Raw genomic sequence first — 22,720 nt, 5'->3', positions numbered from 1 at the left:
CAGCAGGAAATCACGTAGTCCATTCGGTCATAGCATGTTGTTTTGTTTTTTTGGGGGGGCTTGCCGACAGATCTGCTGAACTGCGTCGTTAAATGGCAATTTTGGCTCCGAAAGGGCTCCCGCTGCTGTCGTTATTTTCGCGCGGCGTAATCCCTCCAGGAATGTCCCGGTTTGACAGGGGGGCTTGTTGGGCATGGCTGGTGGGTGGGTATTTTGTGCTTGAAGGCGTTTTCTGGAGTGGGGCTCGCCTACCGCATCAATGCCGTCATGGGGTGAAGCTCGGAGGGAAAGCCCGCCGGGGCTGGCGATCGATGACCCCGGCCCCTTGTAGAGTCGGCTCAGTCAGGCCGGTGCGGCAGGTGCGGACGCAACACGGCCACGTTGCGGTAGCCCTCGTCCAGGAGATGGGAGGCGTGCAGTCTGCTCATGACGCCGCGGCTGCAATACAGGAGGTATTTCTTTTCCGGATCCAGCTTGCTGAAAGCACTGTTAAGGCGGTAGAAGGGGATCACCTCCACCTGGCTGTTTTCAAGCTCCAGCGGATCCAGCTCTTCTTCATCCGGGTGGCGGATGTCGATGATTACCGCCTCGCCGGGCTCGCTGACCACTTCTACATCGGGCACCTCGCCCTCTACCTCTTCCACCACCTGGTCGATATTCTGGATTACCCGGTTGTTTACAGCGCGATCAAGCACGCTGAAATCGAAATGGCTCTCTTCTTCCTCGACCCGCTCGCGCTTGGCCCTGGTAGTCGGTTTTACGGAAATTACGCCGCAGTATTCCGGCATATTGGCCGCGAACTCTTCGGTGCCGATCTCGCGGGCGGTGCGGATGATGTCGCTCTTGTCGCTCACGATCAGCGGCCGCAGTACCAGGGTATCGGTGACACTGTCGATTACCGACAGGTTCTTGAGGGTCTGGCTGGACACCTGGGCGATGGCTTCACCGGTCACCAGTGCATCCACCTGCAGCTCGTTGGCGATCGCAGTGGCGGCGCGCAGCATCATGCGCTTCAGGATTACGCCCATGTGGGAGTCGTCCACGTTGGTGAGGATCTCGGTCACCACCTCGTCGAAGGGCACGCTGACAAAGCGCACCCGGTGTGAGGAGCCATAGCGGTTCCACAGGTAATAGGAGACCTCCTTGACGCCCAGCTCGTGCTGGCGGCCGCCAAGGTTGAAAAACAGGAAGTGGGTGCGGATACCACGCTTGATGGTCAGGTAGCTGGCGACGATGGAATCGAAACCACCGGAGACCAGGGAAAGCACCGGATCCTGGGTGCCCAGTGGGAAACCACCCAGTCCCTGGTGCAGCTCCTCAATCACATTGAGCTTGTCGTGGCGGATTTCCAGTTTCACCGTCACGTCCGGGTTCTTCAGCTTCACACCAGTGGCGCCGGTGTTCTTGTTCAGGCCGCCGCCAACGTATTGCTCAACATCCAGGGACTGGAAGTCGTGCTTGCCGCTGCGCTTCACGCGTACGCAGAAAGTCTTGCCGTCGAGCTTGTCGCCCCACACGGAAAAGGTCTTTTCGTAGACGTCGTGCATGTCTCCCAGGGGAAACTGTTGCACGCGGGCAAAGTTGGCGATGCCCGGCGTGTGGGCCAATACCTCTTCGATACGGTCGGAGAGGTGCGCAACCGCGTCCGGGGCGATGACTTCAATCTTCTCCCAGTCCTTCAGGACCTTGATGCGATCGTCCACCCGGTGCAGCAGGATGCGCAGGTTGTCCTTGAGCTGCTTGGACATGCGCTTGCGCACCGGGTTGCTCTTGATGGTGATTTCGGGAAAGAACTTGACGACAAAGTGCATGGGAATCCGTGTTGTACCGCTTTGCTGAGAAAACGCTGCATTATAAACCAGCACGCCGCCAACTGGTCGTGCACCTGGATTGTGCGGACGCGCGCGAATGCGCGCCATTTTGGTGCGCAAATCGGTGGCCAGTTGCGCTCGGTGCATCTATTCTGATCACGGCGACGCCATGCGGCCCCGGTTGAGCGCGATCTGGCGCTGCTGCCCCAATTTGGCACACTCCTTGCTTCGTAACTGGCTAACTAGAGGTCGCGCCTGAGGACCTTTACGACAGAAGAGCACACGCCAGCAAAAGGGCTGTCGCAACTCAATACTTTTCCAAGACCTGGAGGACTGCAATGTCAGCGAAAACGCTCGGTTTGATTAAAGAGAGTGAAGCCAAGTGGGTAGATCTGCGCTTCACCGACACCAAAGGTAAAGAACAACACGTATCCCTGCCGGTATCCGAGATTGACGGTGAGTTCTTCGAAGAAGGCAAGATGTTCGACGGCTCCTCCATCGCTGGCTGGAAGGGTATCAACGAGTCCGACATGATTCTGATGCCGGACGACGAGACTGCGGTGCTGGACCCGTTCACCGACGAAGCTACCGTTATCCTGCGCTGTAACATCGTTGAGCCGTCCACTGGCCAGGGCTACGAGCGCGACCCGCGTTCCATCGCTCAGCGCGCTGAGGACTACCTGAAGTCCACTGGCCTGGGTGACACTGCCCTGTTTGGTCCGGAGCCCGAGTTCTTCGTCTTTGACGATATTACCTGGGGCGCGGACATGGCCGGCGCTTTCTACAAGATCAATTCTGAAGAAGCAGCCTGGTCCTCCAGCATGCCGCATCCGGAAGGCAACATTGGCCACCGTCCGGGTGTTAAAGGCGGTTACTTCCCGGTTCCGCCGGTCGACTCCCTGCACGACGTGCGCGCTGCCATGTGTTCCGCCATGGAGCAGATGGGCCTGGTGATCGAAGTACACCACCACGAAGTGGGCACCGCAGGTCAGTGTGAGATCGGCGTTGGCGCCAACACCCTGGTGAAGAAGGCTGACGAAGTACAGATCCTGAAGTACTGCGTGCACAACGTTGCCCACGCTTACGGCAAGACCGCCACCTTCATGCCCAAGCCGCTGGTAGGTGATAACGGTTCCGGCATGCACATCCACCAGTCCTTCAGCAAGGACGGCGTCAACCAGTTTGCTGGTGACGGTTACTCCGGTCTGTCCGAGACTGCCCTGTACTACATTGGCGGTATCATCAAGCACGCTCGCGCGATCAACGCTTTTGCTAATGCCTCCACCAACTCTTACAAGCGTCTGGTGCCGGGCTTCGAGGCGCCGGTTATCCTGGCTTACTCCGCGCGCAACCGTTCTGCTTCCATCCGCATCCCGTACGTTGCCAGCCCGAAGGGCAAGCGCATCGAGGCCCGTTTCCCGGACCCGACCGCCAACCCCTACCTGGTGTTCGCTGCCATGCTGATGGCCGGCCTCGACGGCATCAAGAACAAGATCCACCCGGGCGACCCGGCCGACAAGGACCTGTACGACCTGCCGGCGGAAGAAGTGGCCGAGTACCCGACCGTTGCCTCCAGCCTGGAAATGGCCCTGGACGCACTGGATCAGGACCGCGCATTCCTGACCGAAGGTGGTGTTTTCTCCGACGACGCCATCGATGCTTACATCGATCTGAAGCGTGAAGAAGTAGAGCGCCTGAACATGACCACTCACCCGGTCGAGTTCGAGATGTACTACTCCGTTTAATGTGCATCGGCGTCCCCGTGACGCCAGTCGCATTTGACGCCAAAAGCCCGCGCCCTCCAGGTGCGGGCTTTTTTGTTGGCGGTACACTAGCGGGAGATGACCCCCAACCTGCTAGGTTGTAAGTAGCAGGATTTTCTTTCACTGCCAGGCGTGGATGAGTCCACGAACGGGATTTCATGAAGAAACACTACGGATTGTTAATTGCGCTGTTAATCATTGCCGCGCCAGCTTTCGCCGGTGGCGACGGCTCGGATCAATCGGCTTCCGGCGGCAGTGTGGTCTACAAGACGGTGGGGCCAGATGGCAGCGTGGTGTTCACCGATACGCCCCCCCCAGACGGGAAGGCGGAACGTATCAAACTGGGGCCGATCAATGTGCAACCACGCCCCATGCCCACCCGCAAGCTGTCGCCCAAAAAGCAGGATGAGGACGATCGGCGCCGGGCCTACACGGGGCCGGTGAACTTCGCCATTGTCAGCCCGCAGAACGGCGCCACCATTCCTCCGGGGCAACGTTTTATCGTCATGGAAGTGGCCATCGAGCCGATCCCCCCTCAGGGGCACCAGGTATTCGCGGTTGTGGACGGCCAGCCCTGGCTGGGCAGCTCTTCCGGCAACCGGCTGGATATATCCGCACTGGAGCGAGGCACCCACACCCTGCAGGCAGTGCTGACGGACCCGGGCGGCAATGTGCTGGCCCGCTCCCAGATCATCAACCTCTATGTAAAGCGCCCGGGCGACCAGGTGCCCGATTTCCCCGGTGCCACGGCACCGCAGGCACCGAAGTCCCCGGCCGCACCCGGCTTGGCGCGGCCACCGCAGCCACGCCGTAATAACTGACGGTCAGTAACCGGCTCCTCTTAACCCCACCGGTGAGGTTTGCCCGGTGGGGCTGCCCCCCATACCTGATTTCCTGTCTTCTGCAGACCCGCCGTTCAGGCGCAATGCTGTCCTTTTTCTGATCAATGCACCACAATGGTGCGCTCTGTGCGCGCGATTTGCTCCACAGGCTTTGCGATTGGCCTAGCGACACCGATGTCCATTGGTCATCCCGCCGAGAACTGGCCCTGTGCCCGTGTTTGGCGCGGTAGGTGTAACCACTGCCAGGCAAAGCGTAACCCGTGCGCCATTTTGGTTTGCTTTTTGCACCGCAATCTATCGACCGCATTTGGAATGGCGATCGCGCCATCACTGAACCGGAAAGACGCCATGCTCAATGACCGCCAGCTGCGCCAGTTGCTGGATAGTTTGACCACCGCCGTGCTGGTCCTCGATGACAGCCTGTTGATCTGCTACCTGAACGCAGCCGCCGAAGACCTGTTGGCGGCTTCCAGTACGCGGGTCAGTGGCCACCCGCTGCGGGAGCTGGTGCGGGAGTCGAAAGGCGCCCAGGAAGCCATGCGCGCGGCACTGGCCAGTGGTGAGCGCTATACCGTGCGCCGGGCCAGCTGGGACTTGCACAACCTGGAGCACCGCACGGTGGATTACTCGGTGAGTCCTGTGCCCGAGCTGGGTCTCTTGCTGGTGGAAATCCAACCCATGGACCGCTTACTGCGTATCGCCAGGGAAGACGCCCTGCTCAGTGCCCAGGAGACCACCCGCAATCTGGTCCGCGGTATGGCCCACGAGGTGAAAAACCCTCTTGGCGGCATCCGCGGCGCGGCCCAGTTACTGCAGCGGGAATTACCGGATGAGGACCTGGCGGAATACACCCAGATCATCATCGACGAGGCCGATCGCCTGAGAAACCTGGTCGACCGGCTGTTGGGCCCCAACCAGCCGGCGTCCATGGCCCCCACCAATGTGCACGAGATACTCGAAAGGGTCGCACAGTTGATCGATGCAGAATGCGATGGTGAATTGCGTATTCGCCGCGATTACGACCCATCCATTCCAGAGTTTCCCGCGGACACTGAGCAGCTGATCCAGGCGCTGTTGAATATCGCCCGCAACGCCATGCAAGCCATCGACGAGAGCATCGGCCTGGCTGCCGGCGAGATCACGCTGCGCACCCGCATCCAGCGTCGTTTCACCATCGGCCGGCGCTGCTGCCCACTGGTTTGCCGCATCGATATCGAGGACAACGGCCCGGGCATCGCGGAGGAGATTCGCGAGCGCATCTTCTACCCGATGATCTCAGGGCGCGCCGAGGGCTCGGGGCTGGGGCTTTCCATCTCGCAGAACATCATCAATCAGCATCGCGGCCTGATCAAATGCGACAGCCGCCCCGGGCAGAGCGTCTTCCAGATCTACCTGCCCCTTGAAAACGAATAGCAGCTTAGTGGATGAAAGAGCATGAGCAATCGCGTTTGGATTATTGACGACGACCGATCGATTCGCTGGGTACTGGAGCGGGCGCTTTCCCGTGAAGGTATCGACACCAAGTGTTACGAGAGTGGCGACAGCGCCCTCGACGACTTCTACAGCGATTCCCCTGACGTGGTCATCAGCGATATCCGCATGCCCGGATCCGACGGTTTCAAACTGCTGCAGCGTTTCCAGGCGGAGCGCCCGGCACTGCCGATCATCATCATGACGGCACACTCGGACCTCGATAGCGCTGTGGCTGCCTACCAGGGCGGTGCCTTCGAGTATCTGCCCAAGCCTTTCGATGTGGATGAGGCGGTGGCGGTAACCCGCCGCGCGCTGGCACATGCCAGCGAACAGCAGGCCGAAGAGCCGGTCACTGTCGAGCAGGTCAATGGCAGCAAGGAGATCATCGGCGAGGCGCCGGCGATGCAGGAGGTCTTCCGGGCAATCGGCCGCCTGTCCCACTCCAATATCACCGTGCTGATCAATGGTGAGTCCGGCACCGGTAAAGAGCTGGTGGCGCAGGCATTGCACAATCACAGCCCGCGCAAGAGCAAACCGTTTATTGCCCTGAATATGGCCGCCATTCCCAAGGATCTGATGGAGTCCGAATTGTTCGGCCACGAGAAAGGCGCATTTACCGGTGCCACGACCCAGCGCGCCGGCCGTTTCGAGCAGGCCGATGGCGGCACCCTGTTTCTGGATGAAATCGGCGATATGCCGGCCGAGACCCAGACCCGGCTACTGCGAGTACTGGCAGATGGGGAGTTTTACCGCGTCGGTGGCCACACACCGGTGAAGGTGGATGTGCGTATCATCGCTGCTACACACCAGGATCTGGAAAAGCTGGTTGGGGAGCACAAGTTCCGCGAGGACCTGTTCCATCGCCTGAACGTCATTCGCATCCATATCCCGCGGCTCGCCGACCGCCGCGAGGATATTCCCCGTCTGGTACGCCACTTCTTCAACAGTGCGGCCAAAGACCTGGGAGTGGAGCCGAAGATTCTGCTCAAGGAAACCGAGGAGTACCTCGCCAATCTCGATTGGCCCGGCAACGTGCGCCAGCTCGAGAATACCTGTCGCTGGATTACAGTGATGGCCTCAGGGCGCGAGGTGCATATCGAGGACCTGCCGCAGGAGTTACAGCAGCAGACAACCAGTACTGCAGCGCCGCAGGACTGGCAGAAGTCCCTGCGTCTCTGGGCCGATCAGGCCCTGGCAGCGGGGCGTCGGGAGATCTTGAGTGAGGCTGTGCCGGCGTTCGAAAAAGCCCTGATCGAGATCGCTCTCAAGCATACCGCCGGGCGCAAGCGTGATGCAGCCGAATTGCTGGGTTGGGGCAGGAATACCCTCACGCGCAAGCTCAAGGAGCTGGGGATGAATGGCGAGGGGGAGTAACCTCGCGAACGTGGCCCATAGTCATCAAGATAAGCCGCTCAAGTCGAGCGGCTTTTTTATTCTGCAAGAAAGAAATGGCATTTACGTATTTGAAGGGTGCAGAACGAGTATTTGCCTAGCGCTGATGGGGCTCGAGTCTTGGCGAAATTGTCTGCATCTGGTTTTTCTGTATAGAGTGTTTCATAGTTAGATTCTAAATAAGAATTCTAAAATAGATCGAATGGATCCGCTTAAGATAAGAGCACTTATCGATAGCTTGTCGCAGGGTGAGTCGTCCAAGATATTGCGCGGGGCAGAAAATCTGGCGCTAGCTGGAAAAGTAAGAGTATATGATGGTGTTAGCTATCTTTCTTGTTCATATGCCGAGTGAAAGGTGGTTCTGGAAATTGTCGAAGGAGATGGATTTTGGCTTTTATGAAAAAGTTTAGGGCAGGTTTGAAGGGAGCTGCCGCGGCAATGAAATCTGATCGTTTTGAGGTGAATGGTGTCGAGCTGAAATGTATTCACTGTGGATTTCAGCAATTTGACCTGGGATCTGCGCAGTTGAATACGGCTACAATGTCACTTTTGAACCTGGACTGGGCCAATGAGAGTGCGGCTATCGCCTGTTGTAAGAGATGTAGCTTCATTATGTGGTTTGCAGGGTCTCCTGAAAAAATATACTAACGCATTCGATTTTTTTTGTCTCATGAGTAAGTGGTTTAGGAGTATTGATTAAACCTTTTTTCGGTGCGGTTGCCTGAAAGAATTCTGGCCTAGTTGAGCGAATATGTAATAAAGATGAAAGCACAGCGACTAGTGATTAAGCAGGTTGCTTTAGGGTAGTTCTGCTTTTGTTATTTCTTCTCCCTCCTTCTGATCCCTGCCTTCCCATTTATCACGACCGGTTTTGGCTGGAAAATCGCTCTAATGATTATGTTTGTATGCCCGCCACTCTCTCTTCTGTAGGGCTTGATCATCGGCGTTATGGTGTCTATAGGGCAAGGTATTTTACCGGATTGCTAGACGCTAGATCTTAACTTCGAGCCCGAGAACTGCATAAATCACGAGGCCATGTTGCCTGATCATAATTTCCTTTTCGGGGACTGTTATCACTGTACAGGCGGTGGTACTGGGCGTCGTTCCCCTGTCGGTAGGCAGCTGTCTGCATCCTATCTCCCTCACTAACGGCCACCTGTGATGGGTGAGCGTCTATATATGCATATGAGCTAAACATATGAATGCCCGGTGAGTATGAAGTATGAGGTGTGCCCGAGATGATAGATCGGGCAAAGCCGGATGCCACAGGATGCTCATGCACCGATTGCTCCATATGGAACAAGATAAGACCCAGCGGACAGGAGAGCCGATATGCGGCAGATGCTTGCCGCCATTTTTTTGTTGCTTATGAACGCCGCGCCGGTGGCAGAGGTCGTCAGTCGACACTTATTCATTCTTTCGGGTCAGTCGAACATGGCCCGGTTGGACCCGGAAGATGTCTTTATGCCGCTCCTGCAAGCGGCTCTCCCCGCCGATCAGCTGATCGTGATCAAGGATGCCCAGGGCGGCCAGCCGATCCAGCGCTGGTATCAGACGCTTGAACCATCGGTTGCTGTCTCTGGTCAGCCGGAGAGCCGCGGCCCCCTCTACCAGCAACTGCTGCGAAAGATCACGGCTGAAACGGGTGATCTCCCTGCGATCGACAGCGTGACCTTTATCTGGATGCAGGGCGAGCGGGATGCGCGTGAAGGGGCGGGTGAACTTTACGAGGACAAACTCCGTGGGCTGATAGCAAATCTCCAGGCGGATCTCGGGCGGGATGATATCCGTCTGGTGATCGGCCGTATTAGTGACCACGGTCTCGACGGGCCCAGCAGTATGGACTGGCATCGCGTACGTGAGGCCCAGATGCGGGTGGCGGAATCCCTTCCTTTTGCAGGTTGGGTGGATACCGACGACCTGAATGATGGCCTGGATGCCAACGGGAAGTTGCGAGTCGATGATTTGCACCTGACAGAGAAGGGGTACCGGGAATTGGGGCGACGGTTCGCCACAGTGGCCATTCGCCTGCTTCAACGAAGCAATGCTGAGAGCACGGACGCGCAGGAAAACAGGCGACCCGTGGTCCAGAATTGAGTAGAAACTTGCGGAAACTGCATGAATATCTACGACCCCTTCTCCACCTTGCCTCTGGCGGGCCTTTATGGATTATCGATCTTTCTGGTCATGGCCACGCTCGGGCTGGGATATCTGCTCGGATACCGTCAGCGGCGGGGTCACACGGGTGTCAAGGACAGCTCCCTGGGCAGTGCAGTGGCCGCAACACTGGGTTTGTTGGCGTTTATGCTGGCTTTTACTTTCAACATGACCGCGGAGCGGTTTGCCCAGCGCAAGCAGTTGCTTTTAAGTGAGGTTAATGCGATCTCAACCGCATACCTGCGTGCTGACTTCCTCGATAAGAAAGGGAAGGCTGAGGCTCGATCGCTATTGGCTGAATACGCTTCTGTACGGGATTTCCATCCCCGATACCTAGACCTGGAGACCTATTTGCGCCTGCTCTCCCGCAGTGAGGAAATTCATGACGAGCTGTGGCAGATCGTTGCACGACATGTGGCTGACGGATTTGATACAGAGAGATTGCGCGCCTTTTATCAACCACTCAATGAGGTCATCGATTATCACACCCTGAGGGTGCAGGTCGGAGTGCGCTACCAGATACCCCCACCTATCTGGCTTGCGCTCTATACCATTACCGGACTGGCAATGTTCGGGATTGGTTTTCAACTGGGTGTGGCGCGGGGAGGTTCACCACAAGTTGCCCTCGCCCTCGCATTGTCTTTCTCACTGGTGATCTTGCTGATCGCGGACCTGGATCGCACCGGTGAAGGGCTTCTCATTGTGGACCACGGCCCTATGTCCGAACTGAGTGCCACCCTGCAGCAACGTCAGCGTGCGGCGAATGACGCAATGCCATGAACATCAGCCGTTTCGCGACATTGCAGAAAAGGATTTCTGGAGAAAGTTTGTCTGGCTTCGCGGCACGTCTGCTTGACCGGGGGTGGTCCAATGTACGCTGATGACATTTTTCATACGGTGCCCCTGTGGATCGTTTACCTGTGCACCATCAGCTATGTATTGCTCGCGCTTGGGATCGGTGCCCTGGTGGGGCGACACTACCGTCGCAAGCATGGCGAGCAAAAGGAGTCATCAATCGGAAGTGCCGTGGGCGCTACCCTCGGCCTGCTGGCGTTTCTGCTCGCGTTTACGTTCAACATGACCGCCAGCCGCTTTGGGGATCGAAAAGCCCTGTTGCTTACCGAGGTGAACGCAATTTATAACGCTTACCTGCATGCAGACTTTCTGCTGCCCTCAGAGGTCGGCAAGGCCAAAAAGCTGCTGGCGGAGTATGCGGACTACCGTGATTATGATCCGGCTGAAACGGAAATTACGCCTGAGGCACTGGCAAAGGTAGAGATGATGCAGCGGCAACTCTGGGACATCATCGACCGGCATGTGGCTCAGGATTATGATGCCGGCTACCTGAGGCAGTTCGTGGAACCCATGAGTGAGGTAATCCGCGACCACAATTCACGGGTAGTGGTGGGCCTGGAGTACCGCATCCCGAGGCCGATCTGGCTGTCGATGTACTTTATGACGGGCCTGGCGATGATGGTGATTGGTTATCAGTTTGGCATCAGCCGCGGTGGTTCTCCGCAGGTCTCTGTGGCCCTGGCGCTGACGTTCGCCACGGTCATTCTTCTGATCGCTGACCTGGATAGGGCGACAGAGGGCCTGTTGCTGGTCGACCACCGCCCCATTCACGAGATGAACGAACACATACAGCGGGAGGAGCAGCGGCGCCTGAAGGGCATCCGCCCGTGGGAGAGTTAGTTCGACCCGAAGAGAGGCTTCTGACTTTTCGTCGGCAGCACGAGCCATCCAGACTGCTCAAGCGCCATTAAATTTCCGGCTAAAAATAAAAGTTGATGCAAAAGAATGTAAGCGGAAGATAATCAGTCGAGGTGGCAGGTTGTGCTTTTTATTTACCGCTAGATTCTATGGCAGGAGTCATAGCAGTCTCCTGTGCATAGTCTCAGCTTAATATTCACTTCTATTCCCGATAGTAGTTGGCAACAGTGGAGCCCCTCAAAAGTCATTGACCATAAGTGGCAGCAGAACCGCGCTAACAAACATGATGACACCTGGAGCGATGCCTGCAGTCGCTGAGAGGGTCGCCGCGGAGGCGATCAGAAACCACGCCATGTAATACTTCCAAGTTTTGCTCCGTCGGACCATATCTGTGTTTACAGGTAATGCTAAGGTATGGCGGACTCGGCGGTACTGAGCCTTTCGGTGGAGCCGCGGGGGTGGGTCAGCGAGGCGAGAAATTCTGGCCCGCCGATCCATGCCCGTGATGGGGGAGATTGACGAGCGCCAGCCAGTTGTTGCTTCGCATCGAGACTGTACCGGTTTGTCCTCCACATAAAGGACCTGTCTGGTACGCGTGTACCAAATTGTTGGTGATTATAGAAGAGTATTTGGGGTGAGAGTGTCCGTCTGCGTCATCTCTTCGCTTCGGACGCCTTTTCCTGTCGTGGGGGGCGCCATCAACAGGACTCTAGGCCAGTGAGTCTGAAAACAGCCCTAGAGCCCTGTATCGACTTTTACTGCGTGTAGATTAGGGGAAGAATTCTCGTGTGAAGAGCTGTTGCAGTGGGTGAGCCCATCGGATGTCAGCTGCCATCGACGGCAGCCGGCTCCTCTCCAGCTTGTGCGTGGGAACCCATGAACTCCCGCATAAAGATCTGCCAGAAAGCCATGAACAACGCAGCCAGCAATGGCCCGATGGCAAAGCCACTGATGCCGAACATCATCAGGCCGCCCACGGTGGAGAAGAGCACGAGGTAGTCAGGCAGTTTCGTGTCGCGGCCCACCAGAATTGGCCTCAATAAATTGTCCACCAGACTGATCACACCGATACCGAACGCCATCAGTACCGATGCCTTGACGATCTCACCGGTGGCGTAGAGGAAAATCGCCGCCGGGAACCAGATGATCGCCGCACCAACAGCTGGTAGTAGCGATAACAGTGTCATGGCCACACCCCAGAGCAGCGGCGCCGGCAGGCCCAACGCCCAGAAGATCAGGCCACCCAGGGTACCCTGGGTCAGGGCGACCACCAGGTTGCCTTTGATGGTTGCGCGGGTGACTTCGGCAAACTTGTCCAGCAGCAGGCGCTCACGTTCATCGCCCAGTGGCAGTGCACGGATCAGCAGATCCACCAACCATTCCCCATCCCGAATCAGGAAGAAGGTCAGGTACAGCATCAGACCCAGCATCAGGAAGAAGTTCATCGTGTTCTGGCCCAGTGCGATGGCATTCTTGGCGATAAAACTGCCAGCACTCATCAACCAGTTGAGGATTCTCTCTTTGAGCTGGTCAAAATCAATGCCGATACGCTCGAAGAAGGCATTGATACCCGGGAAGGCAGAGCGCACCTGTTCCATTTGCTTTGACAGGTCGATCTGGCCGCTCTGGGCTTTCTGAAACAGGGTGACGGCTTCATTGACGAATGAACTGGCTACCGCCAGCACCGGGATTACCACCAGCACTACACAGAGCACCAGTGTCAGCAGTGCCATCAGGTTGGGCCACTTTGGAAACCGCTGCATCAGCAGTCGGTACACCGGGTAGAAAATTACCGTGATGGCACAGGCCCAGAAAATCGGTGTGAAGAAGGGCTTGAGCAGCAGCGCAAAAGCCAGAGATACCAGCAACAGGGCGGCAATGAACGAGCGCTGTTCCATCTTTGCTTGCACCGTGGGTCCCTCGATTATTGTTGTTTGATGACGGTGCTAGTTTACGCAGTGCGGTGTGCCGATTACCAGCTCCGATAACCGCAGGTGTCCACGTGGAAGCGCACACCGCGGTAAATGCCAAGCCCCATGTTCCACTTCTTGCCCACACGGCGCTGGATTTTCTTCAGAATCGGCACCAGTTCTTCTCTTGTGTAGTCCCGCTCGGGAACCATGTCCAATCCGCAAAAGTGCATATGTTTACTGCGCTTGGATCCGCCGGCCTTGGCATTGTAGGTCGTGGTGCGCCAGCCGGAGAGTATCGTTACCGGGCCTATCACCGGGATGATTTCCTCTTGCAAGAGCCGCAGGGTTTCTACCATCTTGCCCCAGTTTTTCTCCGGTGGTACGGCAAAGGGGGGCTCGCCGACCTTCTGCCAGTCGCTGCCCTGCCGCAGAAGGGAGTAGGAGGGTACCACTCCGTCCACTTTGTTGATGTAGAGAAAATGCTGCAGGCGTGTGTACTTGGGTCGAGCACCGCTCTGATCGAGGAATTTCTCAAATGCCTTGGGGGAGGCGGCGGGATAGCCTTTCACGTTGTACACATCGGGAATAACCAGTTTTTCCGGAATCCTCTCCACCGGAATGATTTCGCGCGGGGTGACGATGCGCTCGGAGAGCTCCCGGACCTTCTCCACAGTGAATACGACCAGTACCAAGATTCCCGCAAGTGTCAGCGCGGTAATCCAGATCGCCCGGCGTCGCTCAATGTGAATATCAATCCACTCGTGATCGGGACTCTCTTTGATATCCATTGTCGATCATGCTCCTCAAAAGGAATTACCAGCGGCGATAGCCGCAAGTATCGATATGGAAACGGACGTCGCCATAGATACCAAGCCCGGCCCGGCTCTCGGCACCGATCCGCACATGCATCGTCTGCAGCTCGTTAACCAGCTCACGGCGACTGATATTGGATTTGGGCACCAGGTCCACACTGCAAAAATTCCGATGGTGGCTGGTGGCCGAGCCGCCCACTTTGCGGGTGTAGCGCGCAGTCCGATAGGCAGAAACAACGAGCACGGGGCCGGTATTGGGTACCACCTCGTCGCGGACCAGCCGCAGGGTAGCGACGATATTGGGCCAATCTTCACGGGGCGGCAGGGCAAATGGCGGCTCGTGGATTCTGAGCCAGTCGGAGCCCTGCCGCAGCAGGTCCTGTGGCGGAATAAGCTCCATGTCGACATCCGACTCCCGCAGAAAAGTGGTGAACTCGGCAAATCGGGCGCGATTGTCACCCTGGCGGAGAAATTCCTGGAAGGTCGCTTCATCGGCGAAGCGGTAGCCGCGGACCTCGACGTACGGTCGCTCAACGGACTGGAGATAAAGCACGGCCCAGAGGCCGGCAATAGTCAGCAACAGCAGCAGCACGATGCCGGTGAGTACCAGCCAGTTGATACGCTCGGCCCGCCAGTGGCGGTGGGCTTCGCGGCCGAGCAGGGTGAATTGGTCTGTTGCGGACATGAGCACCGATGGCTTCTGAGTACTACCTTGCCACGCTGGCGCGCGGCGCCTCTTCATTCACTATAGCCGCAAAAGAAAAGGCCCCCGCAGATTGCTCTGCGGGGGCCTTTGAGGTCGCTAGCCGCTCGGAAGGCTTCAGGCGCGGGGGCCGGCAGCCTTCACATCGTCGCTCACCTGGAACTTCTCGATGTTCTCGGCAAACAGCTGGGCCAGTTTCTTGGCCTGCTCATCGTAGGCCGCCTTGTCAGACCAGGCCTCGCGGGGGTTCAGGTAGGCCTTCTCAACGCCCGGAACATCCAGCGGGATATCCAGGTTCAGGGCTTCGAGGTGCTCAGTCTCGGCACCTTCCAGGGCACCGCTCTGGATCGCCGCGATGACTGCGCGGGTGACCGGGATCGGGAAGCGTTTGCCGTTGTCACCGGAGCCACCGGTCCAGCCGGTGTTGACCAGGTAGACCTTGGAGCCGAAGTCCTCGATGCGCTTCATCAGCAGGTCGGCATATTCGCGCGGTGCGCGCGGCATGAACGGTGCGCCGAAGCAAGTGGAGAAGGTCGGGTGGATACCCGCTTCCGCGCCCAGCTCGGTGGAGCCCACACGGGCGGTGTAGCCGGACAGGAAGTGATAGGCGGCGGCTTCCTTGGACAGGATGGAGACCGGCGGCAGAACACCGGAAACGTCACAGGTCAGGAAGATCACGTTCTTGGGCTCACCGGCCTGGTTGCCCGGCTGGCGCATCACCACGTGCTCCAGTGGGTAGGAGCAGCGACCATTCTCGGTCAGGCTGGTGTCGTGGTAATCCGGTACGCCGGCTTCGTCGGTCACTACGTTCTCGACGATGGCGCCGAAGCGGATGGCGTCCCAGATGACCGGCTCGTTTTCTTTGCTCAGGTTGATGGTCTTGGCATAGCAGCCGCCCTCGATATTGAAGACGCCGCCTTTGGCCCAGCCGTGCTCATCGTCACCGATCAGATAGCGCTCCGGGTCTGCGGACAGGGTGGTCTTGCCGGTGCCGGACAGGCCGAAGAACAGGCAGACATCGCCGTCCTTGCCCACGTTGGCGGCACAGTGCATCGGCATCACGTCCTTTTCCGGCAGCAGGAAGTTCTGCACGGAGAACATGGCCTTCTTCATCTCGCCGGCGTAGCGCATGCCTGCCAGCAGAACCTTGCGCTGGGCAAAGTTGATGATCACCACGCCTTCGGAGTTGGTACCGTCGCGCTCCGGCTCGCAGACAAAGTTCGGGGCGTGCAGGATGCGCCACTCCTCTTTGCCCTTCGGGTTGTACTTGTCCGGGCGGATAAACATGTTGCGGGCGAACAGCGTGTGCCAGGCGGTCTGTGCAGTGACCACTACCGGCAGGTAGTAGTCTTCATGCTGGCCAACGTGCAGCTGCTGTACGAAGGTGTCGGAGGAGGACACGAACTCTTCTGCGCGGCTCCACAGGGCATCAAACTTGTCCTGCGGGAAGGGGCGGTTGACCTTGCCCCATTCGATGCTGTCGCTGGTGGAGGGCTCTTCCACCACAAAGCGGTCTGCCGGAGAGCGGCCGGTACGGGCACCGGTCTCGGTGACCAGGGCGCCGGTGTCGGAGAGCTTGCCCTCGCCGCGGTGGATCGCCTCTTCAATCAGTTTCGCCGACGCCAGGTTTTTCAGAGCCTGTGCCGTGTCGTCCATCTGTGCCATTCGTCGATTACCCGTGATGTTGTAGGACTGAAAATAATAGGGCGGCGCTAACGGGAGGCGTCGCCGGGAAAATCGGGGGGCGAATTATGGCAAACTTCAATTTGACGGGATACTGAGAAAGGCTATTTTTTGCTCAATGACAGCGTTGTCTAGGCAAATTTTGTGTCGCTATATTTGTTTTCGCGATGATGTAGTTTTACTACATAGATTTGGTGAATTTTGAGGCCAAAATCGGCGTGCAACCGGGATGTGACCGGGGCGCCCGGATGGACCGGGCGCAGTCTGTTCCGGCGGAGGACGGCGGGGCTCAGTGCAGTGTGTGAGGTGGGGCGTTGAACAGCATCTCGATCTGCTCCCGATCGAAGCGGTACTGGGTGTTGCAGAACTGGCAGTCGGCCCGGATTTCCCCTTCCTGTTCCTCCAGCAGCTGGTAGACCTCTTCGGGTCCCATGGCGATCAGTGCCCGCGCGCTGCGCTCACGAGAGCAGCTGCACTTGAAGCGGATGTTCGCGGTGCCCAGTGCCTCCGGATTCAGCTGGTGGAACAGGCGGTGCAGCAGCTGGTCATGGGGCAGGTCATGCAACTCGTCGGCGGTCACTGTCTCGGCGAGGTGCTGGGCGGTTTCCCAGGCGTCGGCGTTTTCCGCCTCGGTCGCGGCGTTATTGCCTGGTAGTACCTGCAGCATGATGCCGCCGACGGTGCTGAGGCTGGACTCGATCCAGAAGCGGGTTGCCAGCTGTTCGGATTGGGTGAAATAGTCCTCGAGACACTCCGCCAGGGTTTCCCGCTCCAGCGGCACGATGCCCTGGTAGCGCTCACCATTTTCCGGCTCCACGGTGATCGCCAGCACCCCGCGCCCGCCCACCAGCTGTTGCAGTGAGGCACCGTCTTCAATCTGTGCGCCCTCCGCCAGGTGTGCGATGCCGCGCAGGTCGCTGTGGTGGGTGCATTCCGCCATGATCAGCGGTACATCGCCTTCACCGCGGGCCTGCAGCGCCAGCAGGCCCTCGAACTTCAGGGTGGTGGAGAGCAGGCAGGCCGCAGCGAGAAACTCACCGAGTAACCTCTGTACCGGCTCCGGCAGCTGGTTGTTCTCCAGTACCCCCCGGTAGGCATCGGTAAGGGTGACTACCTGACCGCGGATATCGTGTTTGGAAAAAATAAAGCGTTCCAGCTGATCGGACATGGATTCGTGGCCTCGGCAAATCTTTGGGATAAACGGGTGTCGCCGCTTGGGGCGGCGATTTTAGAGGGCCGGGTCTTTAAATGGTAGCCGGGGCAGCCGGGGTGGGGGTCAGCCGCAGAGCTGGCGGATCTGCTGCTCCAGTGCCGATGCCTTCTGCTGACGCTCGCGCTCACTGAGGCGGATCTGCTGCCCGTACTCATCGACGAGGATCACCGGACCGCGCAGGATGCTCAGGTCCCGTTTGGCCCGCCGACACGCTTCAGTCCGTTGCGCCTGCTGGCGCTGTTGCTGCTGCTTCTGGCGCTGCTGGTATTGGCGCTCCAGATCGACGGACTGGTTCCTCTGGGCTGTGGTGACAGCCTGGGTGGGATCGGCACTGTTGATCGGGGTGAGCTCCTCGCCCACGTCCTCGGCTTTGACGCTGCCCGGGGGACGATCGCCGAAGTGCACCTGGCCGTTCTCGTCCACCCAGCGGTAGAGCTCCTCCGCAGCGGTCGGCATGACCGCCGTTGCCAATAGCAGCGCCAGTAAACCCTCTCTGATCATCTCCCCTCCCGCTCATCCGTGGCGGCTTATGCGATGGATTGCCTGTTACTCGCCGGAATCCTGCGCCAGGGTGCTGAAGAGTCCCGGGGAGTGGCGGTGCGGGATATGGTAAGTCTGCAGGATCATGGGCTCCTGCTCCCGTGCCGCAGCGGCGTTCAGGACCATACGGTATCCCGCGTCGTCGCGCAGGTCTACATAGGGCTTTTCGTCGCCCTCCATCAGCTGGGCAAACTCATTGAAATCTTTTACCGATTGGCCATTCACGGAATCAATAATCCAGTTCTTCCAATCGTGGTAACCCAGGTTCACGCCAGCAGGCAGTACCTTGAGAGCCACCACCAGCTCGGTGCGTTCGGCGTCGCCCCAGCGGTTGCGGGCGTGCAGGTAATCAATGGGGGCTTTGGAGTGCCAGTTGCCGCCCCAGCGCTTGATCAGGTTCATATTCAGGGGCACGAACACCACGCCGCCGTAGATGTAATAGCGCGGACGCTGATCGAACTGTTCGCCCAGCACCAGAGAGCGCGAGGGCGGCGCGGAGCCTAGGGTGATCTCGGCGGTGCGCACTTCACCCTCGCGGGAGAAGCGCACCGGTAGCTGGTCGCCAACATGATACTGATCCACGGCGAAGTGGTAGTTGGTGCGCTGATTTTCGCGCCACTCCACAGTGCGGTCCGCCGCCACTGGATAGCCGTCCACTTCCAGCAGTACATCGCCGGGCTGCAGCACCGACGCGGCCGGAGCATCGTGGAAAACCTTGACGATCAGGGCGCCCTCCTCATCTTCGGCCAGGCCGGCGGCCTGCTTGAGCGCCGGGCTCTCCATGCTCTGCGTCACTGCTCCCAGTTCCGGGAAGCCGTCGTGTACCCCATCTTCGGCATCTTTGAGAACGTGCCGGATCACGCTGGGCGGCACGAAGTAACCCAGGTTTTCCGCACCCTGGCTGTTGTTGGTCTGCATGGCGACGCCGACGATACGGCCGTCGGAAATCACCGGGCCACCGCTGTTACCGGGGTTGATGGCGGCATCGATCTGGCCTGCCATCAGGTAGCTCTCGGCATGGGCGTAGTACTGGTGCTCGATACGGGAGAGCACGCCGCGGGTAATGGACAGGGACTTGCCGCCGATCGGGTAGCCGTAGACCGTGACTTCCTCCTGCAGGTCCGGCAGCTTGCCGAGATCCAGCGGGCGGGTGTCCTCGAAGAAGCTCTGGTCTTGGACGCTGAGCAGTGCCAGGTCAGCCTCGTGGGAGACAAACTCCACCTGCGCACGAAACTTCTTCGCGTCACCATGGCGCTGTACCTGAATAAAGCTGCCGTTCGCCACCACATGGGCGTTGGTCAGGATGCGTTTGCCATCAATGACGGCACCGGAGCCGGACAGCTGCTTGGCATTCAGCAGTGCCCAGGGATTGAAGTAGTCGGGCGCGGCGGCAGTGGTGTAGATCTTGATGATGGAGCGCTTCAGCTGCTCGTGTTCGCGGCTGTCAGCGGTGGCGGTCTGGGTGACGAGCAGGCAGAGAGTGACGAGGGCGAGGATTCTTTTCATCATGGGCGTCGGATCGCAGTCTTTTGGCTTTTATGGCTGGCAGTTTAGCAGTTGCCGTGGATTGCTACGCAGGCGGCGTTGGGATGGAGCACCGCCTCAATCCTGCTCGCGCAGGAAGCGGTGAATCTGGCGACGCTGTTTCTTGTTGGGTCGCTCGCTGTGGATGCCTGCGTTGCTGGCCTGGCGCTCGGCCCGTGCCTGCTCGCGCTTGGCCACACTGGCTTCGGTTTCCCGGTACAGGGTCTGGGCGATATCGGCGCCGCGACGCTGGTCGGAGAGCGCCAGCACCTCCACCTCCAGCTGGTCCCAGCCCTTGCGGATCACCAGAGTGGTGCCGGTGGTGATTTCCTTGCTGGCTTTTACCCGCTGGCCATCGGCGTGCACCTTGCCGCCCTCGATGGCTTGCTTGGCGATACTGCGGGTCTTGAAAAAACGGGCGGCCCATAGCCACTTGTCGATGCGAACTTTTTCCATGGGAGTATTTCAGTGTTCGTGTAGGGCGCGGTCGGGGCGGGCTTTCGGGACACGCTGTGAATAACTCCCTCTACGCTTGTAATCGGCATCCTGCCTCATACAGTCCCGAAAGAGCCGGTCCTAACCATGCCTGTGCCTGCGACTGATCCGCAGTTCACTTGGATGAGATTTCGATGATCTCGTTGAAATGCAGGATCGCCGGGAAGTCGGTGATATCCCGCAGCGGGCCGCGGCTGTCTGGCTGGCGGATGCACAGCAGATGGGCGATGCCGTAGTCGCGGGCGGCGGCCAGTACCTGTTCGTTGTCGTCCACAAACAGGGTGCGGTTGGGGTCGAACTCCGAGTGCTCCCGCAGTACCGGCCAGAAGTCGGCGCTCTCCTTGGCGTGGCCCAGATCGTGGGAGGAAATGATGCCGTCCATCCAGCGGTCGATGCCGGTGCGCTCCAGCTTGTGGGTCAGGCCTTCCGGGTGGGCGTTGGTGACCAGCAGCACATGCTTGTCCATCTGCTGCAGTCCGGCGAGGAAATCCTCTACATGCGGGCGCACGGCGATGCGGTCCTCGATCTCCCGCAGGATGGCGGGAATATCCATCCTCAGCTCTCTGGACCAGAAATTCAGGCAGTACCATTCCAGGGTGCCGCGCCGGCCCTCGATCTCCTCCATCAGTGCCGCCTCCGCCTGGGCCAGGGTGAGGCCGTGAGTTTCGGCATAGCGCCTGGGCAGGTGGTTGAACCAGAAGTGATTGTCGTAATGCAGGTCGAGCAGGGTGCCGTCCATATCCAGCAGCACCGTATCAACGCCTCGCCAGTCCAGCATGAAAGTCTCTACCTCGTCGGGGCCGGCGCCCGGTTCAGCGCCGGCGGTCAAAAAATCGCCGGTTGTCTATTATGCCCGCGCACGCCCTATTCCGTACAGCAGCGCCAGTTGGGCACCATAATAGGTGACCATGATGGCGGTTCCGGCCATGGGTAGTGGCATCAGGAAGCGATTCACGGCGATCAGGGTGTCCGAGATCATGAAAATGATAGCGCCGGCGAAGAGCAGGCCCGAGTTGCCCCGGTGGGCGGCGGCACTCAGGGCCATGGCGGTGATTGCCAGCAGGTAGCAGAATACCGCCGGTGCCAGTGGGCCCGCTGCCGGCATCAGCTGTGAGGCGAGCAGGCTGGCCGCTAGCAGGAGGGGCAATGCTCGGATGAGGAAGCGCTGGCTGCGGAACTGGGCGCCGCGGAGGAAATTGCCCGTATAGATCAGCTGGGCGACCAGAAAGGCCGCAAGCCCCGCCACGAACTGGAGTGGGAATTCGAGTGCCAGCAGCACATCGCCCAGGGCTGAGAAGGCGAGGGCCAGCAGGGTCAGCGTGCGCGTTGTTCCCACCAGCATACCCGTGGCCATGACGCCGAGCACGGCGATCGGCGCAGCTTTCAGGGTCACCATCCAGAGCCCCTGCCAGCCTGCCGCATCCAGGAACATGTACAGCGCTGCCAGCAGGGTAAAAGCGCCGGGCAGCGCAGTGCGCAGCAGGAAACCGGGTCCGGGGTTTGGAGAAATCGCGCTGGAGATCATGGTGTGTCCCGTGTTTTTCTTGTATTTGTTCGTGCCCATAGGGTTCGGTGCAGTATTCGCGAAAGGCACTGACCGTGCAATGACAGCATCGATGCCGGGTAATATGGAAGAGTTTCGAGCAACGCCATACAGCGCGCAGGCGCAATCAACCAGCGCTAAATGATAAGGAGATCAGGGTCCATGAAGGCAGACAACATCCTGGAGACCATCGGCAACACGCCCCATGTCCGTATCAATCACTTGTTCCGACCGGATATCGAGGTGTGGATGAAGGTGGAGCGGTTCAATCCGGGCAGCAGCATCAAGGACCGCATTGCCCTGTCGATGATCGAGGCGGCGGAGAGGAGCGGCGAGCTGAAATCCGGCGGCGTTATTGTAGAACCCACCTCCGGCAACACCGGCATCGGCCTGGCAATGGTCGCGGCGGTGCGCGGTTATCGGCTGATCCTGACTATGCCCGAGTCCATGTCGGTGGAGCGACGCAAGATCATGAAAGCGCTGGGGGCGGAGCTGGTGCTCACTCCCAAGGAGCGCGGCATGCCGGGGGCCATCGAGCGGGCCGAAGAGCTGCTGAAAGAGCACGACAACAGCTGGATGCCACAGCAGTTTCGCAATCCCGCCAACGTCAGTGTGCATCGGGAGCAGACCGCGAAAGAGATACTCGCAGATTTCCCCGAAGGCCTCGATTACATGATCACCGGTGTCGGCACCGGCGGCCATATCACCGGCTGCAGCGAGGTACTGAAAGAGCATTTCCCGCAGCTGAAAACCTACGCGGTAGAGCCGGAGAAGTCCCCGGTGATTAGCGGCGGGGAAAAGGGGCTGCACCGCCTGCAGGGTATCGGTGCCGGATTTGTCCCGGATATCCTCAATACCGACACCCTCGACGGCACCATTCAGGTCAGCGAGGAGGACAGTTTCGAGATGGCCCGCCAATGTGCGGCCAGGGAGGGAATCTTCGTTGGTATTTCCTCCGGTGCCAGCCTCGCCGCGGTCAAGCAGCGGGAGGCCGACTTTGCTCCTGGCGCCCGCGTATTGGTGTTCAGTTATGACACCGGCGAGCGCTACCTCTCCATCGAAGATCTGTTTCCGGCCTGATTTCCTACCCGACGCTGGTTGTGACCGGCGCCGTGCGTATGGCGCCGGTCAGTGCGTATAATG

19 protein-coding genes are annotated in these 22,720 nt (G+C 59.0%); 8 read left to right on the top strand and 11 right to left on the bottom strand.

Translation table 11 applies throughout. From position 1 onward, the window contains the following. Window positions 1–338: 338 nt before the first annotated feature. Complete coding sequence (gene thiI / locus AUP74_RS03585) at window positions 339–1,811, bottom strand: tRNA uracil 4-sulfurtransferase ThiI (protein WP_069948692.1); 1,473 nt, start codon at window positions 1,809–1,811, stop codon at window positions 339–341. Between the two features lie 338 nt (window positions 1,812–2,149). Here thiI and glnA point away from each other — a divergent pair, with 338 nt between their 5' ends. The 7 genes from glnA (at window position 2,150) to AUP74_RS03545 (ending at window position 11,133) form a co-directional block, all read left to right on the top strand. Further along, complete coding sequence (gene glnA / locus AUP74_RS03580) at window positions 2,150–3,556, top strand: glutamate--ammonia ligase (protein ID WP_069946358.1); 1,407 nt, start codon at window positions 2,150–2,152, stop codon at window positions 3,554–3,556. A 176-nt stretch (window positions 3,557–3,732) separates the two neighbouring features. Continuing rightward, a complete protein-coding gene (locus tag AUP74_RS03575) occupies window positions 3,733–4,395 on the top strand; it encodes a DUF4124 domain-containing protein (protein ID WP_069946357.1) in 663 nt (220 codons plus the stop codon). 369 nt (window positions 4,396–4,764) lie between these two features. Then, a complete protein-coding gene (glnL, locus tag AUP74_RS03570) occupies window positions 4,765–5,829 on the top strand; it encodes a nitrogen regulation protein NR(II) (protein WP_145924309.1) in 1,065 nt (354 codons plus the stop codon). A gap of 21 nt (window positions 5,830–5,850) precedes the next feature. Then, a complete protein-coding gene (gene glnG, locus AUP74_RS03565; protein WP_069946355.1) occupies window positions 5,851–7,263 on the top strand; it encodes a nitrogen regulation protein NR(I) in 1,413 nt (470 codons plus the stop codon). Between the two features lie 1,350 nt (window positions 7,264–8,613). Further along, window positions 8,614–9,378: a sialate O-acetylesterase gene (locus tag AUP74_RS03555; RefSeq protein ID WP_069946354.1), complete on the top strand. Its 765-nt coding sequence runs from the start codon at window positions 8,614–8,616 to the stop codon at window positions 9,376–9,378. A gap of 21 nt (window positions 9,379–9,399) precedes the next feature. Continuing rightward, complete coding sequence (locus AUP74_RS03550) at window positions 9,400–10,218, top strand: bestrophin-like domain (RefSeq protein ID WP_069946353.1); 819 nt, start codon at window positions 9,400–9,402, stop codon at window positions 10,216–10,218. Between the two features lie 90 nt (window positions 10,219–10,308). Next, complete coding sequence (locus tag AUP74_RS03545) at window positions 10,309–11,133, top strand: bestrophin-like domain (RefSeq protein ID WP_069946352.1); 825 nt, start codon at window positions 10,309–10,311, stop codon at window positions 11,131–11,133. Window positions 11,134–11,975: 842 nt separating this feature from the next. Here the strand turns inward: AUP74_RS03545 and AUP74_RS03540 are convergent. The 10 genes from AUP74_RS03540 to AUP74_RS03495 form a co-directional block, all read right to left on the bottom strand. Next, window positions 11,976–13,061, bottom strand: coding sequence for an AI-2E family transporter (locus tag AUP74_RS03540; RefSeq protein WP_069946351.1), 1,086 nt, complete (start codon window positions 13,059–13,061; stop codon window positions 11,976–11,978). A gap of 62 nt (window positions 13,062–13,123) precedes the next feature. After that, a complete protein-coding gene (locus AUP74_RS03535) occupies window positions 13,124–13,852 on the bottom strand; it encodes a D-Ala-D-Ala carboxypeptidase family metallohydrolase (RefSeq protein ID WP_069946350.1) in 729 nt (242 codons plus the stop codon). A 25-nt stretch (window positions 13,853–13,877) separates the two neighbouring features. Next, window positions 13,878–14,561: a D-Ala-D-Ala carboxypeptidase family metallohydrolase gene (locus AUP74_RS03530; protein WP_069946349.1), complete on the bottom strand. Its 684-nt coding sequence runs from the start codon at window positions 14,559–14,561 to the stop codon at window positions 13,878–13,880. A 135-nt stretch (window positions 14,562–14,696) separates the two neighbouring features. Continuing rightward, complete coding sequence (locus AUP74_RS03525) at window positions 14,697–16,244, bottom strand: phosphoenolpyruvate carboxykinase (RefSeq protein ID WP_069946348.1); 1,548 nt, start codon at window positions 16,242–16,244, stop codon at window positions 14,697–14,699. Window positions 16,245–16,551: 307 nt separating this feature from the next. Continuing rightward, window positions 16,552–17,430 (bottom strand): Hsp33 family molecular chaperone HslO, encoded by an 879-nt coding sequence (hslO, locus tag AUP74_RS03520; protein ID WP_069946347.1) that lies wholly within the window; start codon window positions 17,428–17,430, stop codon window positions 16,552–16,554. A 108-nt stretch (window positions 17,431–17,538) separates the two neighbouring features. Continuing rightward, window positions 17,539–17,976 carry a DUF4124 domain-containing protein gene (locus AUP74_RS03515; protein ID WP_069946346.1) on the bottom strand — a complete coding sequence of 146 codons (438 nt, stop codon included), beginning with the start codon at window positions 17,974–17,976 and terminating at the stop codon, window positions 17,539–17,541. A 45-nt stretch (window positions 17,977–18,021) separates the two neighbouring features. Further along, window positions 18,022–19,524: a S1C family serine protease gene (locus AUP74_RS03510; RefSeq protein WP_083260799.1), complete on the bottom strand. Its 1,503-nt coding sequence runs from the start codon at window positions 19,522–19,524 to the stop codon at window positions 18,022–18,024. A 93-nt stretch (window positions 19,525–19,617) separates the two neighbouring features. Further along, window positions 19,618–19,995, bottom strand: coding sequence for an RNA-binding S4 domain-containing protein (locus tag AUP74_RS03505; protein ID WP_069946345.1), 378 nt, complete (start codon window positions 19,993–19,995; stop codon window positions 19,618–19,620). 154 nt (window positions 19,996–20,149) lie between these two features. Then, window positions 20,150–20,812, bottom strand: coding sequence for a GMP/IMP nucleotidase (yrfG, locus tag AUP74_RS03500; protein WP_069948689.1), 663 nt, complete (start codon window positions 20,810–20,812; stop codon window positions 20,150–20,152). A 69-nt stretch (window positions 20,813–20,881) separates the two neighbouring features. Then, complete coding sequence (locus AUP74_RS03495; RefSeq protein ID WP_226999883.1) at window positions 20,882–21,598, bottom strand: lysoplasmalogenase; 717 nt, start codon at window positions 21,596–21,598, stop codon at window positions 20,882–20,884. Between the two features lie 141 nt (window positions 21,599–21,739). On the opposite strand from AUP74_RS03495, the gene cysK reads away from it, so the two are divergent. After that, entirely contained in the window at window positions 21,740–22,657 is a 918-nt protein-coding gene (gene cysK / locus AUP74_RS03490) for a cysteine synthase A (RefSeq protein WP_069946344.1), read from the top strand. Window positions 22,658–22,720: the final 63 nt, after the last annotated feature.

The organism is Microbulbifer aggregans (genome assembly GCF_001750105.1).
Lineage (GTDB): Bacteria > Pseudomonadota > Gammaproteobacteria > Pseudomonadales > Cellvibrionaceae > Microbulbifer > Microbulbifer aggregans.
Note: the sequence above shows the minus strand (reverse complement) of the source record. Positions and strands in the feature narration are given on the sequence as shown.

Bases quoted from the DNA above. Each gene is read 5' to 3' on its own strand.
- thiI (WP_069948692.1), bottom strand. From the start codon at position 1,811: ATGCACTTTGTCGTCAAGTTCTTTCCCGAAATCACCATCAAGAGCAAC.
- glnA (WP_069946358.1), top strand. From the start codon at position 2,150: ATGTCAGCGAAAACGCTCGGTTTGATTAAAGAGAGTGAAGCCAAGTGG.
- AUP74_RS03575 (WP_069946357.1), top strand. From the start codon at position 3,733: ATGAAGAAACACTACGGATTGTTAATTGCGCTGTTAATCATTGCCGCG.
- glnL (WP_145924309.1), top strand. From the start codon at position 4,765: ATGCTCAATGACCGCCAGCTGCGCCAGTTGCTGGATAGTTTGACCACC.
- glnG (WP_069946355.1), top strand. From the start codon at position 5,851: ATGAGCAATCGCGTTTGGATTATTGACGACGACCGATCGATTCGCTGG.
- AUP74_RS03555 (WP_069946354.1), top strand. From the start codon at position 8,614: ATGCGGCAGATGCTTGCCGCCATTTTTTTGTTGCTTATGAACGCCGCG.
- AUP74_RS03550 (WP_069946353.1), top strand. From the start codon at position 9,400: ATGAATATCTACGACCCCTTCTCCACCTTGCCTCTGGCGGGCCTTTAT.
- AUP74_RS03545 (WP_069946352.1), top strand. From the start codon at position 10,309: ATGTACGCTGATGACATTTTTCATACGGTGCCCCTGTGGATCGTTTAC.
- AUP74_RS03535 (WP_069946350.1), bottom strand. From the start codon at position 13,852: ATGGATATCAAAGAGAGTCCCGATCACGAGTGGATTGATATTCACATT.
- AUP74_RS03530 (WP_069946349.1), bottom strand. From the start codon at position 14,561: ATGTCCGCAACAGACCAATTCACCCTGCTCGGCCGCGAAGCCCACCGC.
- AUP74_RS03525 (WP_069946348.1), bottom strand. From the start codon at position 16,244: ATGGCACAGATGGACGACACGGCACAGGCTCTGAAAAACCTGGCGTCG.
- hslO (WP_069946347.1), bottom strand. From the start codon at position 17,430: ATGTCCGATCAGCTGGAACGCTTTATTTTTTCCAAACACGATATCCGC.
- AUP74_RS03515 (WP_069946346.1), bottom strand. From the start codon at position 17,976: ATGATCAGAGAGGGTTTACTGGCGCTGCTATTGGCAACGGCGGTCATG.
- AUP74_RS03510 (WP_083260799.1), bottom strand. From the start codon at position 19,524: ATGATGAAAAGAATCCTCGCCCTCGTCACTCTCTGCCTGCTCGTCACC.
- AUP74_RS03505 (WP_069946345.1), bottom strand. From the start codon at position 19,995: ATGGAAAAAGTTCGCATCGACAAGTGGCTATGGGCCGCCCGTTTTTTC.
- yrfG (WP_069948689.1), bottom strand. From the start codon at position 20,812: ATGCTGGACTGGCGAGGCGTTGATACGGTGCTGCTGGATATGGACGGC.
- AUP74_RS03495 (WP_226999883.1), bottom strand. From the start codon at position 21,598: ATGGGCACGAACAAATACAAGAAAAACACGGGACACACCATGATCTCC.
- cysK (WP_069946344.1), top strand. From the start codon at position 21,740: ATGAAGGCAGACAACATCCTGGAGACCATCGGCAACACGCCCCATGTC.